The 15,427-nt window shown below is 57.1% G+C and carries 16 protein-coding genes; 8 read left to right on the forward strand and 8 right to left on the reverse strand.

The window, feature by feature from the left end:
• Positions 1-166: 166 nt before the first annotated feature.
• Positions 167-1,870, reverse strand: coding sequence for a dihydroxy-acid dehydratase (ilvD, locus tag PKC29_08535; GenBank protein HML95458.1), 1,704 nt, complete (start codon positions 1,868-1,870; stop codon positions 167-169).
• A gap of 216 nt (positions 1,871-2,086) precedes the next feature.
• Here ilvD and PKC29_08540 point away from each other — a divergent pair, with 216 nt between their 5' ends.
• Positions 2,087-2,542, forward strand: coding sequence for a hypothetical protein (locus PKC29_08540; protein HML95459.1), 456 nt, complete (start codon positions 2,087-2,089; stop codon positions 2,540-2,542).
• Between the two features lie 45 nt (positions 2,543-2,587).
• On the opposite strand, the gene PKC29_08545 is transcribed toward PKC29_08540, so the two are convergent.
• Positions 2,588-3,751 (reverse strand): aminotransferase class V-fold PLP-dependent enzyme, encoded by a 1,164-nt coding sequence (locus tag PKC29_08545; protein ID HML95460.1) that lies wholly within the window; start codon positions 3,749-3,751, stop codon positions 2,588-2,590.
• A 126-nt stretch (positions 3,752-3,877) separates the two neighbouring features.
• On the opposite strand from PKC29_08545, the gene PKC29_08550 reads away from it, so the two are divergent.
• The 3 genes from PKC29_08550 (at position 3,878) to PKC29_08560 (ending at position 5,744) form a co-directional block, all read left to right on the forward strand.
• Entirely contained in the window at positions 3,878-4,084 is a 207-nt protein-coding gene (locus tag PKC29_08550) for a cold shock domain-containing protein (protein HML95461.1), read from the forward strand.
• Positions 4,085-4,246: 162 nt separating this feature from the next.
• On the forward strand, positions 4,247-5,008 hold the full coding sequence (locus PKC29_08555; protein ID HML95462.1) for a DUF4159 domain-containing protein: 762 nt from the start codon (positions 4,247-4,249) through the stop codon (positions 5,006-5,008).
• 325 nt (positions 5,009-5,333) lie between these two features.
• Positions 5,334-5,744, forward strand: coding sequence for an EamA family transporter (locus PKC29_08560; GenBank protein HML95463.1), 411 nt, complete (start codon positions 5,334-5,336; stop codon positions 5,742-5,744).
• 70 nt (positions 5,745-5,814) lie between these two features.
• Here PKC29_08560 and PKC29_08565 read toward each other — a convergent pair whose 3' ends face one another.
• Positions 5,815-6,519, reverse strand: a complete 705-nt coding sequence (locus PKC29_08565) for a glycerophosphodiester phosphodiesterase family protein (GenBank protein ID HML95464.1) — start codon at positions 6,517-6,519, stop codon at positions 5,815-5,817.
• 70 nt (positions 6,520-6,589) lie between these two features.
• Between PKC29_08565 and PKC29_08570 the strand changes: the two genes are divergently transcribed.
• Entirely contained in the window at positions 6,590-7,474 is an 885-nt protein-coding gene (locus PKC29_08570) for a decaprenyl-phosphate phosphoribosyltransferase (protein ID HML95465.1), read from the forward strand.
• Here PKC29_08570 and PKC29_08575 read toward each other — a convergent pair.
• Positions 7,412-9,190: a hypothetical protein gene (locus PKC29_08575; GenBank protein ID HML95466.1), complete on the reverse strand. Its 1,779-nt coding sequence runs from the start codon at positions 9,188-9,190 to the stop codon at positions 7,412-7,414. The genes PKC29_08570 and PKC29_08575 overlap by 63 nt on opposite strands.
• 98 nt (positions 9,191-9,288) lie before the next feature.
• Complete coding sequence (gene cofE, locus PKC29_08580) at positions 9,289-10,068, reverse strand: coenzyme F420-0:L-glutamate ligase (protein ID HML95467.1); 780 nt, start codon at positions 10,066-10,068, stop codon at positions 9,289-9,291.
• A gap of 211 nt (positions 10,069-10,279) precedes the next feature.
• On the opposite strand from cofE, the gene PKC29_08585 reads away from it, so the two are divergent.
• The gene (locus PKC29_08585) at positions 10,280-11,023 is read left to right on the forward strand and encodes a DUF1579 domain-containing protein (protein HML95468.1); all 744 of its coding nucleotides are present in this window, start codon (positions 10,280-10,282) and stop codon (positions 11,021-11,023) included.
• Positions 11,024-11,027: 4 nt separating this feature from the next.
• On the opposite strand, the gene PKC29_08590 is transcribed toward PKC29_08585, so the two are convergent.
• Both PKC29_08590 and PKC29_08595 read right to left on the reverse strand, forming a co-directional pair.
• A complete protein-coding gene (locus tag PKC29_08590) occupies positions 11,028-11,909 on the reverse strand; it encodes a sterol desaturase family protein (protein ID HML95469.1) in 882 nt (293 codons plus the stop codon).
• Positions 11,910-12,117: 208 nt separating this feature from the next.
• A complete protein-coding gene (locus PKC29_08595) occupies positions 12,118-12,672 on the reverse strand; it encodes a thioredoxin family protein (GenBank protein ID HML95470.1) in 555 nt (184 codons plus the stop codon).
• Positions 12,673-12,979: 307 nt separating this feature from the next.
• Here PKC29_08595 and PKC29_08600 point away from each other — a divergent pair, with 307 nt between their 5' ends.
• Both PKC29_08600 and PKC29_08605 read left to right on the forward strand, forming a co-directional pair.
• On the forward strand, positions 12,980-13,561 hold the full coding sequence (locus tag PKC29_08600) for a TetR/AcrR family transcriptional regulator (protein HML95471.1): 582 nt from the start codon (positions 12,980-12,982) through the stop codon (positions 13,559-13,561).
• A gap of 58 nt (positions 13,562-13,619) precedes the next feature.
• Positions 13,620-14,693 carry a class I SAM-dependent methyltransferase gene (locus tag PKC29_08605; protein ID HML95472.1) on the forward strand — a complete coding sequence of 358 codons (1,074 nt, stop codon included), beginning with the start codon at positions 13,620-13,622 and terminating at the stop codon, positions 14,691-14,693.
• A 55-nt stretch (positions 14,694-14,748) separates the two neighbouring features.
• Here PKC29_08605 and PKC29_08610 read toward each other — a convergent pair whose 3' ends face one another.
• Positions 14,749-15,420, reverse strand: a complete 672-nt coding sequence (locus PKC29_08610) for a type II secretion system protein (protein HML95473.1) — start codon at positions 15,418-15,420, stop codon at positions 14,749-14,751.
• Between the last annotated feature and the right edge of the window lie 7 nt (positions 15,421-15,427).

The raw sequence follows: 15,427 nt of genomic DNA on the forward strand, positions 1-15,427 counted from the left end.
TTTTAAGGCAGTTTTAGGAGGGCTTTAAGAAACGGTTAATCCAGGAGATCCGAGGAGGGGCATTTAACACTGCCCCGCGCCGTTTAACCGGGCCGAAAGCACGAGGCCCGGGCAGCCGTGCTGCAGCCGTCCGGGCCTATAAAATTTAGTTATAGAGATGTGTTTGTCAGTCTGTCACCGCTCCCTCGGAGGCCGAGGAAACGAGCTTCGCGTACTTGGCGAGGACGCCCCTTTCGGCCTTGGGTTTCGGCTGCTTCCACTGCGAGAGCCTCTTCTTTAGCTCGCTCTTCGGGATTTCGAGGTTTATCTCCCTCGTCGTCGCGTCGATGGTTATCGTGTCGCCGTCTTTGATAACGGCGATGGCGCCGCCGTCGTAAGCCTCGGGAGTAATGTGCCCGACGACGAACCCGTGCGTCCCGCCCGAGAACCTGCCGTCGGTGATGAGGGCGACGTCGTTTCCGAGCCCCTTCCCCATGACGGCCGACGTCGGCGCGAGCATCTCCCTCATCCCGGGGCCGCCCCGGGGGCCTTCGTATCTTATGACGATAACGTGGCCCTTTTTAACCTTACCGCCGAGTATGGCCTTAAGGCTCTCCTCCTCGGAATCGAAGACCATGGCCTTCCCCGTAAACGAAAGGCCTTCGTGGCCCGAGATCTTCGCCACGGCCCCTTCCTCGGCGATGTTCCCCCTCAGGATTACGATGTGGCTGTCCTTTTTGAGAGGGTCGGAAACGGGCCTGACTATCTCCTGCCCCTTCGGATAAGCGCCGGCGGATTTCAGGTTCTCCGCCACCGTCCTGCCGGTAACGGTAAGGCAGTCCCCGTGCAGCAGCCCCGCGTCGAGGAGCATCTTCATGAGAGGCTGGAGCCCACCTATCCTGCAGAAGTCCGCCATCATGAACTTCCCGCTCGGCTTGAGGTCTGCGAGGACGGGAGCCTTCTTCCCTATCCTGGTGAAATCGTCTATCGTCAGCTTTACGTTTATCGCCCTGGCGATCGCGAGGAGATGAAGCACCGCGTTCGTAGACCCGCCCAGTGCGATCGCCGTCACTATCGCGTTCTCGAAAGCCTTCTTCGTCATGATGTCCGACGGGCGGATGCCGCTCTTTATGAGGTTATAGACGGCTGCCCCCGCGTCGCGGCAGTCTTTATTTTTCTCGGGAGAGATTGCGGCCTGCGCCGAGCTGTTCGGAAGGCTCATACCGAGAGCCTCTATAGCCGATGCCATCGTGTTGGCCGTGTACATGCCGCCGCACGAGCCCGGCCCCGGTATCGCCGTCGATTCTATTTTCTTTAGCTGGCCGTCCGAGATGTCCCTGTTCGCGTGGGCGCCGACGGCCTCGAAAACGGACACGATGTCCACAGGTTTTCCATTGTAATTCCCCGGCATGATAGTGCCGCCGTAAACGAAGACCGCCGGCCTGTTGAGGCGCGCCATTGCAATGAGGCAGCCCGGCATGTTCTTGTCGCAGCCGCCTATCGCGACCACACCGTCAAACCCCTCGGCGCCAGCCACGGTTTCTATGGAGTCTGCGATAACCTCCCTCGATACGAGGGAATACCTCATCCCCGGCGTGCCCATGGATATGCCGTCCGACACGGTAATGGTGCCGAAAATTATGGACTTGGCCCCGGCGGCGTCGGCCCCCTTTCCGGCCTCTACAGCGAGCTTGTCTATGTGCATGTTGCACGGCGTCACCATGCTCCACGTCGAGGCTATGCCGATAACCGGCTTTTTGAAGTCCTTGTCCTTGAATCCTACAGCCCTCAGCATCGACCGGTTAGGCGCCCTGTCGGCCCCCTCGACTACGAGCGACGAGAACTTCCGAAGCTTATTCGAGCCGCCTTCCGGATTGGATTTCTTACTCACGGATTACCTCCTGTCTAAGCTATCATCACGATTGAATAATTATCTATGTATTAGCATTTTATGTCAATTTCCCGGGCTCCTTAGCCTGAAAAATTACTTGAAACACCGGCGGCATGAAGGCTATCATGAAAATTAGAAGGGGTTTGAATTGCGGCAATCTCTGGCTGAGACCGACATCGGATCTGCAGGCTGCATCTCGAATGAGGAGGTAACACAATGTCAACTTTTCTTGTCACCGTCCTTGCGGGTATCGTCGCGACTTCCGGAATGAGCATACTCATGTGGGCCATTACGCGCTCGGGAATCGCCGACGCCGACATGATTCGCGCCATAGGGACCATATTCACGAGATCGGAAAAGAGCACCTTCACCGTAGGGCTTGTCGCCCACTACATCGTGGGCGTCGTCATAGCCTTCGCCTACGTCGCCCTCATAAGCGTAATCGGCTACTCGTCCGTCGCCGGGGCCATAGGGCTCGGCTGCCTTATATCGGTCGCCCACGGCGTTGCCTTCGGGTTCGTCCTCGTTATAGCCGTGGCCGAGCACCATCCCATGGAGAGGTTCAGGAAAGCGGGGATGGAGGTGGCGGTCGCACACTTCGCGGGACACGTCGTCTACGGCCTTCTTATCGGTACGGTCGTCGGGCTCACGGGAATAAGGTTCTTCGGCTGATCATTCGGGCAAGCGGCAGAGACTCGCGGCTGCTGCGGAGCCCCATCACGAGCGGCCGGCGAGACCGTCGATCCCTTCGAAGGCCCGGAGGATTTCCTCCTCCGTGTTGTAGAAATGGGGAGCCATCCTGAGGGCCCCTCCCCTCTCGTTCACGACGATGCGGCGGGTCATGAGCCCGGCCTTCACCTTCTTCGGGTCGAACGGCCCGGCAAAGGAAACTATGCCGCCCCTCATATCCCTCTCTCGCGGGGAACGCACCTCGAATCCCCTCCTGTCCGCCTCGGCGATTACGAGATCCCCGAGGTCCAGGATGCGCGAATGCACGCGCTCTATGCCCGCTTCGAAGAGAAGATCGAGCGCAGCGCCGAGGGCGATTATCCCCATGACGTTATAAGACCCTTCCTCGAACCTGAGGGCGTCTTCCTTGAGCGTGAGCTCCACCCTCTCGAACTCGGCCTCGTGAACGACGCTCTTCCACCCGATGAGGCTCGGATAAATCTCCCCGGCCCGCTCCTTCCTGCAGTAAAAAATCCCCGTCCCCTCCGGCGCGAGCATCCACTTGTGCCCGTCCGCCGAGAGGAAATCGGCCCCGTATTTGTCCACCTCCATCGGCACCGCGCCAAGGCTCTGGATGGCGTCGAGGAATAAAAGCACGCCCCTCCGGCTGCAGAAATCCTTCAGCTCCCCGGGGTCCATCATAAAGCCGTTCAGCGCCTGGACGGTACTTATTGATATGAGCCTCGTCCGCGAGTCGGTGAGCCTTTCGATGTCCTTTATCGAGATCCTCCCGTCCCCGCCGAGCGGTATGTACCTCACGGAAACCCCCTTCCTTTCGAGGGCGAGCCACGGGTATATATTCGTCGGAAAATCCTTCTCGAATACGACGACGTTGTCCCCGTCCTTCCAGTCGAGCCCTCCCGCGACGATGGATATGCCGTGCGAGGTATTCTTGACGAAGGCTATCTCGTCACTTCCGGCCCCTACGAGGCGGGCCGAAAGCCCCCTCACCCTCTCGACCCTCTCCATCCACTTCGCGTACCCGGCAAAGCCCAAGGAAGACGCCTCTTTCAGGAATTCGGCGACCGCAGCCCCCACCCTGAGAGACACGGGCGCGACGCCCGCATTGTCGAGATATATATAAGAGTCGGTGACGGGGAATTCCCGCCTGTATTTTTCAAGCCCGGTGTCGTTATCGCTGTATTTCGTCATCGGGAGATAAAGCTAACGCAGGGCTCCCTTACTGGCAAATTCCGGGATTTCAATACCCCATTGACAAATAAAAAAAAACGTGCCATAGTAAGGTTTTGAAGCATTATCCAGGAGGATAAAAGTTTTATGCAGGGAAAAGTTAAGTGGTTTAACAGCTCTAAGGGTTACGGATTCATTCAGTCGGACGAAGTCGGAAAAGACATATTCGTTCACTACAGCGTCATCGAAGGTGAGGGATACAAGAGTCTGACCGAAGGCGAAACCGTAGAGTTCGATATTACCGAAGGGCCGAAGGGCCCCCAGGCGACAAAGGTCGTTAAGGTTTCGGGTTAGTAGATACTTTCCCGGCCGCTTGCGGCTCTTCATTTCGGGGATTTTTCTTCGAGTTACATTACCGGACAGTAAATCTTCGCGCTTTTAAAAGCTCGTAATCGGCCGACTGCGTGATTCAAATACTTGACACGCACTCCGCTTGCCCGCAATACTTAAATTCAGGTGATTACGAGAAGGAATTTCTTTAAAACCCTGCTTGCGGGAAGCGCCGGCATCCTCTCCCTCCCGCTCCTGGGATTCTACGAAGGCTCCAAATTTCACTTCGCCCAGGTTTCGTACGCGGGCGGCAACTGGGACCCGCGCCCCCGTGACTACAAGCGGCTCATGAGCGCGCTCGAGCTCAGGACCAGCGTCGTAGCATCCTACGACAGAAAAGTCGTCTCGCTCTCGGACCCCGGCCTTTTCAACTACCCCATGCTCTACCTCGCGGGCGACGAGGCTTTCACTCCCTTCGCCGACGAGGACAGGAGAAGGCTCAGGAAGTTTCTAAAGCTCGGCGGCACGCTCCTCGTGGACGACGCCACCGGCTCCGAGAGCTCCCCCTTCGACGCACAGATACGCGAGGAACTTTCGCTCATCATCCCCGAGACGCCGCTCCAGCGTCTTTCGAGGGAGAGCGTCGTATTCAAATCGTTCTACCTCCTCTACTCCGCCGGCGGAAGAAAGATAATAAGCCCCTACCTCGAAGGCGTCACGTTCAGCGACGAGGACCGGACGGCGGTCATCTACTGCCGGAACGACCTCGGTGGGGCGTGGGCCGAAGACGAATTCGGCAAGTGGGAATTCGAATGCGTGCCCGGTGGGGAATCACAGCGGGAGCTCGCCTTCAGGCTCGGGATAAACGTTATACTCTACGCCCTCACCGGTAACTACAAGAAAGACCAGATACACGTACCGTTCATAAAGCGGCGGCAGCTTCTCTGACATAGCCGTCCCGCTCTCCATCCGAATACTCACACAAGGATTTCGGCGCATATTTTCTGTGCCCGCCGCGGATTTTGTGAGCTATAAAAGACCGGGGGCGATCTGCTGATCGCCCCCGGTAGCCAAGAAGGACCCAAGGTGTTAGGGAGGGTAAAGCCCGGATAAAAGGTGGCATTATCAGTACACCACCCTGGCATTAAGGCGATATTCAGAAAAGGTTAAGACAAGGTTAATTGGGGGATTATTTTTCACCCCGCATATGGATATAATAGGAGATACCGCCGGCCGGCTATACCGGCGGAACCACTCGAACACGGAGACGAAAATGGACAGATGGTACACGATGATAATTCTGGCGATAGTCTGCTTCGCGGTAGGCAGCTTCCTCGGAAAGCTCGCGTCGCTAAAAGACATCCCGCACCGGGTCTACTTCTTCGAAGGCGTGGGCACGCTCACCGTGTTTACGACGTTCGTGCTTTACAATCGCGGCGTCATATTCGACAATTTTTCATTCAACGCGCCCGCGCTTCTCATGGGGCTCACGTGGGGAATAGGCACCGTCCTCTTCATCGCCGCGCTCAAATACGCAAAGCTCTCCGTGACAGTGCCGCTCACGGCCGTCTACCCGGCCCTCACGGTCATACTGGCCCTCGTATTCCTGGGAGAAAAACTGAGCCCGAGGGAAATAGCCGGCATCCTCCTGGCGATCTGCTCGGCGGCGCTTCTTGCGAAGTGAGGTGCGCCGTCAGAGACTCCGGGGCGCCGCGAGACGCGGCCCGGTATAACAATCGAATGCGAGGGTAGAATCAACCCGTCGGGAGAATGTCCGGCCTGTTCGTCACTATACCGGTCACGCCCATGTCCCTGAGCGACCTCGCCTTCCCCTCGTCGTCCACCGTCCATGTGAACGTGTAGAGGCCGCGGCTCGTCGCCCTCTCGACAAAGCCCCTCGTTATAAACCACCTGAAGGGCGCGACGGCGTCCGCCCCGCACCTCTCGGCGAGCGCAATCGGATTCCCCGACGCGAACAGTATGAGCCCCGTTCTCATCCCGGGGTCGAGCACCTTCACGAGCCGGAGCCTGGACGCATTGAACGAGACGATAAACACGTCGTCCCCGAGGCCGCGCGCGTTTATCTCGCGGACGACCTTCTCCTCGATCCCGTTTTCCTTCAGCTCTATGACGAGCTTCGCCCTCCCCGAGCACGCGTCGAGCGCCTCTTCGAACGTGGGTATCCTCTCGCCCTTCCCGGCGTCGAGCGCCTTCAGCTCCGCGAGGGTTTTTTCGGCGACGGCCCCTTTCCCGCCGGTGGTTCTATCCACCTTCGCATCGTGAATAACGACGAGCCGGCCGTCGAGCGACTGCCGCACATCGAACTCTATCATATCCGCCTTCATCTCTATCGCCCTCTCGAAGGAGCGGATGGTATTCTCCGGCTCGTACGCGCTCGCCCCGCGGTGGGCGATTTTCACGAACGTCGGCGATTCGCCTTTGGCGTGCCTCTCGGCCATGAATCTAATATACCTACGCCTGGAAAAGCTTTTCTATATCGAATAAAAATATAGTAGAATGCTTAGCTAAATGTCCTCTCTTCTTCGGGATATCTTCCTTCTCCTCCGGCCTCACCAGTGGGTCAAGAATCTGCTCGTGCTCGCGCCGCCGTTTTTCGGGGGCGTCCTTTTCACCGGCTGGGGCATGGCCTTCATTATGTTTTTCGCGTTCCTCGCCTTCTCGCTCGCCTCTTCGGCGGGCTACATAATAAACGACATGGTAGACCTCGAAGCCGACAGGCTTCACCCGAAGAAAAAACTGAGGCCGATCGCGTCGGGCAAGGTCGGCGCGGCGGAAGCCCTGATCATTGCCCTGGCCGCATTCTCCGGGGCGGCGCTAATTTCCTATAGCCTCGACACCGGGTTCCTCCTGATTATTATCGCCTACACGGCACTCAGCGTTCTTTATTCCTTCTACCTCCAGAGATTCGCGCTTGTAGACTGCTTCGTCATAGCCCTGGGTTTCGTGCTCAGGCTCGAGGCGGGGGGCATGGCGTCGGGGACGGTAGTATCGAACTGGCTTCTGTTGACAACCTTCGTGCTCTCGCTCCTCCTGGCGCTTGGCAAGCGGCGCTACGAGCTCGCGGCAGCTTCCGCCGACCCGGCGGCGCACAGGGAATCGCTTTCGGGATACAGCCTCAATTTTCTGGATCAGGCAATCACTATATTCGCCGCTACGGCCATTGTGACATACGCTATATACGCGCTCAATGCCGGTTCCAGGATCTTCCTGTTTACGGTAGGGTTCGCATGCTACGGGGTACTGAGATACCTGCACCTGGTTCAGAATTCGATAAGCGGCGACCCGACCGAGTCGCTCCTCCGCGATCCACCGCTCCTTCTGTGCGTTCTATTATGGCTCGTTCTCACCGCCGTTATCATTTACCACGACAATCTCCTCGGCCTCTTTCAATAGAGCCGGTGGGAGGCCGCTCTTTATCGCCGTCTTGGCTTCGCCGACCGCCTTTCCGCGCTCCCCTTTTTTGAGGTAGACCTTGGCCAAAACGAGATTTGCGCGCCCGAACGTGTAGTAGTGCTCGAAGACCTTCTTGAGATACATCTCCGCGTCGGCAAGGCTTTCAGGCGAGCCCGTAACGTCCGCCTTTATATAATTTATGAGACCGAGATGGTAATACGTCCTCCCGTAGCCCATGTCGAATTCGAGCGCCCTCCGGAACCATTTCTCGGCCTCTGGATAACGCTCCATCCGGAGATACTCGAGGCCGACGTTGTTCGCCGTCACTGCCTTTCCCCGCGCGCCGTCGTTCATTTCGGGGGAGAGGGCTATCATGTACTCCCTTAAAGCCCCCTCGCTGTCCCCTGCCGCCGAAAGGGCGAGGCCGTAATTGGAATGCGGCAGCGGATGGCCCGGGGATTTTACCGCCGCATCCCCCCAGAGCAAAAGGTCGTCCGCCCACACGGCCTGCCTCTGGTACGTGAAAAAGGCGTACAGGGCTACGAGGATTACAGCGGCTGCTACAGCCGCGGGCCTGTAGCGCCGGTGCTCCGCCGCCCGGAAGACCCAGTAGCCGAGGATGAGACAGAATCCCGCCGAGGGAATGTAGAGATATCTCTCGGCGGCGGGCGTCGAGGCTATTCCGAATATCGAGATTATCGCCGAGGGCCCGAGCGTCAGGAGTATCCAGAAAATACAAAACGCGCTCACGTTCTCCTTTTTGATTACAGAGACGGCGCTCAATAATGCGAGGGCCGCCGTGACGACCACGGCCGAGGCGACGTATACGGCGCCGTGCGGAATGCTCGCGATGAAGGCGTTGAAATCGAAGGGGAATACGAGCTTGTTTATGTACAGCATGTACGCCCCGAGTATTGTCTTTATGTGCTCCAGGTAAACGCCGAGAGCCCCGGCGGCTGCCGTGGCTTCGCCCGCGACGCTCGCGGATATTTCCGGGATGTTCGAGAAGGCCCTTCCCCTGAGATACAGGTAAAGGAGAAGGAGTCCGGCGTACACGGCGTACCGGAGGACATTCGACTTCCGGCCGGGCCTGCGAGCAATGAGGTCGTATCCCAATGCGAGGAACGGGAACGCGGCGGCCACCTCCTTCGACATGAGGGCGAGCGAGAACGAGAGCGCGGCTGCTATCAGAAAGAGAAGGTTTCTGTAAGAGAGAATGTGTGCGATAAAGGCGAGGAAGAAAAAGACGGCGCAGAGGACGTCCGTCCTTCCGGCTATCCACGACACCGACTCCACGTGCATCGGATAAAGCGCGAATAAGAGCGCCGACAAAAATGCCGCCCCTCCGCCTCCTCCCCAAAGCTCCCTCAGCACGAGGAGCGCCGCGAAATAAAAGAGCACCGCGGCAACGGCGTTCGCAAGCAAATTACTCAGGTGAAAGCCGAACGGCGAGACGCCCCAAAGATCGTTGTCGAGCACCATCGAGGCGTAAACGACGGGCCTGTAGTAACGCTCCTTTTTATTCTTCTCGACGCCCGGCACGACGACGCCCGCTATGTTCGAGGGATCGAACGAGACGTTACTCTTCGCTATCACCTCGACGTCGTCCCACACGAAGTCGTGCTTGAGCGAAGGCGAATAGAGCGCGAACGAAACGAGGAATATGAATACGGCTGAGAAGAGGGCGCTGCCCGCCAGTCTCGAAAAAAGCTCCATCTGTGAGCTAATTATATCACCGGCGTGAAAGCGGGTACACGCGGATTGCGAAACCATATGAGGTGCACGTTCGTTTCAGGGAGTCCGAGACAAGTGCCTCACCTGAAAAGGTCGTCCTCGGGGGGCCTTATCATCTCCCGCGCCCCTGTACCGCCCTTTTCGTACTCGTATCCCCTTATTATGACGACGGGGATGGACGACGCTTTCTCCATCACGAGCCCCGCCGCCGAGGCGAGCTCGTCGGCGTCGGCCATGACGGTGGCTATGAGAGGCATCCCCTTCGCATCGAGCCCTCCCCTGAGGTCCCTCATCGCCTTCATGCCGTGGCAGCCTATGGCTATGTCAACGAGCCCGTCGCGCCAGGGTCTGCCCACCGTGTCGGTGATTATGACCGCCGCATCGACGCCGAACGCACGTTTTATATCCTCGGCCAGCTTTCTCGCCGACTCGTCGGAATCCAGAGGCAGGAGCGTCACGCGGTCTCCGCCCGAGACGTTCGACGCATCGACGCCGGCGTTGGCGGATATGATCCCGCCCCTCGTCTCCACTATGAGCCTTCCCTTGTCGGGCTTTCTCTGGTCCATCCTTATGACCTTCGTCGTCTCCGAGAATATCACCTCGACGAGACGCGGGTCCTTGCCGAGGGTCCTGGCGACAGATTCGGCGAAGGGCGAGGGCTCGACCTCTTCAAGGTCTACTATACGCCCTTCGGCCTTGGACACTATCTTTTGTGCGAAGACCACTATGTCGCCCTCCTCTATTGAGATCCCCGCCTCGCCGACCGCGGCGGCGAGGATTCGTACTAGATCGTCCCCGGGCTTTATCTCGGGTATTCCCGGAACCGGAATTATCGAAAGTTGTTTTGGAAAGCTCGGCATATAAACATCCGCCCCAAACCGGATCTCGCTACCGGGAAGATAATAGTCGAGCGCCCGTTTTATTCAAGACCGCCGTACGTTTTTTCATACGGATGCGCAACTTCACCGCGCGGCCGTCATCATACGTTATGAAAAACATTAAAAAATAGTGCTCCGAATCCGCAAAATAAGTTAGTATTTAAAAACAAACCACTTACAGGGGGGTTATATCATGAAGGATTTGACTTTAAGGAAATCTTTTTTGTTCCCGGTATTGGCGCTCGTTCTGTCGTTCGGGCTTTTTGTCCTGCCTGCCGTATCGCAGGATTCCCCGCTGGACTCCGCTAAAGACGCCGTGGACAGCGCGGTAGACAACGCAGTACAGGGCACCAAGGAAGCGGCGGACGATGCGGGGAAGACCGTGGAAGACGCCGGGAAGGCCGTTGACCAGGAGGCCGCCAGGAAGAAGGAAGAGATGATGGCGAAGTGGCAGGAATACGCCACCCCGGGCGAGAACCACAAGCCTCTCGACCAGCTCGTCGGCGACTGGGACTATACTGTAAAATTCTGGGAGACCCCGGAATCCGAGCCTTCGGAATCTACCGGCACGAGCAAAATCGAATGGATACTCGGCGGAAGGTACATTCAGCAGACCACCAAGGGCATGGCCATGGGACAGGAGTTCGAGGGCCTCGGGCTCATGGGCTACGACAACGCCAACGAAGAATACGTGAGCGTTTGGGTGGACAACATGGGCACCGGGCTAATGACCGGTACGGGCACTTACGATGCCGCAACCAAGACCTTCGAGGACAAGGGTACGTTCTCGTGTCCGATGGAAGACGAGAAGGATAAGCCCTACCGCACGGTGACGACCGTCAACGGCCCCGACCAGTTCACGTTCGAAATGTTCGCCGCGGGACCGGACGGCAAGGAAGCCCGCATGATGGAAATCGTCTACAATAGAAAGAAATAAGCGCTCACCGGCCCTGCTTGTTCTGCGTCTTGTGCCAGCGGAAGGGCGCGACGAGCTGGCCTATGAAGGCTTTCGGCATATGTTCTTTTATCCCGAGGGGCCCCACGTGGCGGTCCCTCGGAAAATAAAAGGTCCCGAATATCATATCGAAGAGAAGAAGATTCTCACCGTAGTTATTGTTCCCCTCCTCCACCTTTTTCGAGTGGTGCCACCTGTGTACGTTCGGGGTGTTGAATATGTAGTTCAGAACCCCGCAGTGCATGTCGATGTTACAGTGTGTGAGAAGCCCTATGAACGCCGTTATGGAGCTGAAGTATATGAATACGTCGCCGGGCACGCCGAGCAGGAAGAGAAGCGGGATACTGAACAAGAGGCTGTTGAACGTATCGACGAAATGGAACCTCCCTGTGTTGAAGAACCAGAGCTTCTCGACGCTGTGATGAATGGAATGGAAGCGCCAGAGGAAAGACCACGTATGCTCCAGCCTGTGCGCCCAGTAAAGCCCGAACTCGCTTATAACCATCGCCAGAATCACCTGTGCCGCGAGAGGAAGCCCCGAGGGCCAGAACGAGCTCGGCCCCCTGTCGCCCATAGTATGTATGATGCCGCTTATCAGGAGTAAAAAGAGCGCCAGCTGTATAAGCCCCTTGGTAAGAACGGTATGCGCGAAGTCGGGGAATTCCTGCCCGTCGGACTTCACCCATTCTTCCCTGTAAGGCATCAGCCTTTCGAGAACGAACAGCGTGGCGGCGAGGCCGAGATAAGCTATGTTAAAATAAAGCGTCGGCCTGTCATTGCCGATGCCTTTGTACACGAGGAAAATCGGCACCCCGAGCAGTATAGGCCACAGAGTGTAGGCGAGTATTTGCCTGGCGAGATTCTTCATTTCAGATCCCTGGTTAAAGTGGTTTTCAAGCAATCCGAGGCCGACATGAAGCGGCCGGTCAGAAACTTCCCATATTTTAACCAACCGTCTAAATATATACCATAGCCGTGTTAAGGAATTTTGAAGCGGTGCTCGGGATCGATATGCACACGGTCGAGCCCTTACAGATTGCCCCGGAAACAAACGCCGTATGCCGGGGTCAAAAGAGTTATTTCCACTTTATATTGCAGCCTATGCTCGGCGTCTGCTCTCCGGGCACGGGCTCGTCCCGAAGGATGCTGTCGAGGGCCTTTCTCAAATCCGCTCCGGTCACAGGCCTCCCGTTCCCGGGCCTCGAATCGTCGAACTGGCCCCTGTATACGCACCCGAGCCCCGCGTCGAAAACGAAGAAGTCCGGAGTGCACTCGGCGCCGTACGCCCTTGCCGTCTCCTGCGTCTCGTCGTAGAGGTACGGGAAGGGATACCCGAGCCTTTCGGCCACCGCCTTCATATTCTCGGGGGAATCGTCGGGATACTTCTCTACGTCGTTCGAGTTTATGGCGACGAAGGAAATCCCATTCGGTATATAGTCGTTCGCGAGGGCGACGAGCTCTTTCTGAACGTGCTTAACGTAAGGGCAGTGATTGCAGATGAACATCACCACCGTCGCCTTGTCCGACTTTAGCTCGTCGAGGCCGAGCTCGCCCCCGCTCACGGGGGACGGCAGCCTGAAATCGGGTGCTTTAGTACCGAGCGGCATCATGCTCGAAGGGGTAAGCGCCATTAAACTCTCCTGTTTATACGTTTATTATTGCCGATGAAATTATATGTTACATGGATATCCGGATAATCCCACCCCGGGTGCTGTATGAACGGAATCCTTTTCATCCGGCGCGCCGCGGTATCCCGCCTATTCGAAACGGCAGCCTCGGGCTGCCGAACGAAGCTTAACTTTTTCCCGGCAACGCCGAATGGTCTTTACGTACCTGGCACCTTATCCGTTCGGTTCCCGTCTTCGCACGGCCCAGAATTTTTTCAGGCAAAAATAATTCTATTGACAGACCGGTCTGTCTACTCTATAATTCCCCCCTATGAAAAAAACTAGAGAGCTGTCGAGCAGAGAGAAAATAATTCAAACGGCGAGCAACCTCTTTTTCAGGCAGGGCTATCACCAGACGGGGATAAACCGGATAATCGCCGAATCCGGGGTAGCCAAGGCTACGTTTTACAGCCACTTCAAATCCAAGGAAGAGCTCGGCGTCGAATACTTAAGAGAGCGCGACCGTCAGGATACCCAGGCGGTAAAGGCCATGGTCGACGGCATCGAAGACCCTTACGAAAAATACATGTCTCTCGTAAAAGGCCTTAAAAACCACATGATCGAGACTGATTTCAGGGGATGCGCCTTCGGCAACATGGCCGTCGAGATAACCGAGCCCTCCCATCCGATGCGTAAGGAAATAAGGCAGCACGACGACAGGTTTCGCTCCATTTTGAAGGAGATTATACGAGACCTCAAAAATTCGTCTCCGAAATACAAAAAGATAAATGTCGATGAAACGGTTGACGCCTACCACCTTCTTGTCGAGGGTGCGCTCACCGCGAGCAAGAACTATCACGACGCATGGCCCATAGACCGCGCGGTCAAGGCCGTGGAAAAACTGGTCACATAGTTTCAAAAATAGCGGACAGACCGGTCTGCACACAATTCCCATAAGGAGGGATGAGAAAATGAGTATTCAGCCAATAATAGACGAGGCAAAATCAGAGGCGTTTTGTGAAAAGATGCTGGAGATTCTGAATCACGGCGCGCTGACCGCCATGATATCGATAGGGCACAGGACGGGGCTCTTCGACAGCATGAGCGGCATCGAGCCTTCGGGGCACGAAGCCATAGCCGAACACGCGGGCCTTAACGAGCGCTACGTGAAGGAATGGCTCGGCGCAATGGTTACCGGAGGCTTCGTGGAATACGATCCGGAAAGGAAAACATACTACCTTCCCCCCGAGCACGCTGCATGGCTCACGAGAAAGGCCGCGCCGAACAATCTCGCCGTAGCCTCTCAGTGGGTCGGGGTGCTCGGGCCCGTCGAAGACAGGATAATCGAATGCTTCCGGCACGGCGGCGGCGTACACTACGAGGAATTCACCCGCTTCAACGAGGTCATGGCCGAAGAGAGCATGCAGACGGTCATCATCCCGCTCCTCGACCACATCCTGCCGCTCATCCCCGGCATAAAGGACAGGCTCGATCAGGGCATCGAGGTGCTCGACGTGGGTTGCGGAAGCGGCTACGCCCTTGCCGAAATGGCCAGGACATATCCCAACAGCAGGTTCACCGGTTACGACCTCCTCCCGAGCGCCGTCGAAAGGGGCAGGGCCAGGGCCGGGGAATACGGCCTCACCAACATTTCGTACGAAGCCAGGGACGTCACCAAATTCGACGACGTGAAGAGGTTCGACCTCATAACGACTTTCGACGCAGTCCACGACCAGGCCGACCCCGCGAGCGTCCTGTCTCACATACACAGGGCGCTCAAGGACGACGGCTACTACCTGATGCAGGATATAAAGGGTTCGAGCCACGTCGAGCGTAATTCGGAGAATCCCCTCGCGACTTTCCTCTACACCGTCTCCTGCATGCACTGCATGACGGTTTCCCTCGCCCAGGGCGGAGAGGGGCTCGGAGCCATGTGGGGTAAAGAGCTTGCGTGCGAGATGCTTAAAGAGGCGGGGTTCGGCAGCGTGAACGTCATGGAGCTTCCCCACGACCCTATCAACTATTACTACGTCATCAGCAAGTAGGCGTACGGTAATTCGACATGAAACGGGCAAACGAGGAAACGGCGGGCCCTGTGCCCTACCCCGTGGGGGCGGGCGAAGGCGCGGGCGAGGACTCTCTAATGGGATTACAGACGGAATCCACCCACTTGCCTTCGTTTGCGCTTATGTTTCCGGAGGGAGAGACGGTGATAACACCGCATTTATCGATCCGCGAGTCGTTCGTCGGGCTTATGGTTACGACCTCGTCTTCGGTATCTTCGAGAAAGTCTCTCCTCATCCCGGTCGGAAGGAAGGTGAAGCTAACGGGGTTCTCCTCATCTCCCATGTTTTCAGAGGCGGCGAATACGAGGTCGCTCCTGAACTTTCGTGTGTGGGAGGATTGTATGCACCATGTCGTCGAGCCGCGGTTGCTGTCCCCCCTTTCGAACATTACCGTCAGCATATCATCCCCCGCCTGATATCCCTCGTAGCTCGCCGGCGAAGCGCAGACATGGCAATCGGCGTCGGAATCGTCTACGTTGCCGCAGCGGGCGAAAACAACCCTGTACTCCACCCCGTCCCTCGCCGACCTCAGCTTCCCTATCTGAAGGAGCGAGGAGATGTTATTCGTGGTCTCGTCGACCGAGCGCCTGAGAACCGACATCCCCGAAAGGAACGACGAGCCAAGGGCCAGGACTATGACCATCACGGACATAACCACCAGAATCTCGACCATGCTGAAACCGTTCTCTCTCTCGTATATCTTCATGCCGTAT

It is taken from the genome of Thermodesulfobacteriota bacterium, from assembly GCA_035325995.1.
Taxonomy (GTDB): Bacteria; Desulfobacterota_D; UBA1144; order Nemesobacterales; family UBA2774; genus JADLGH01.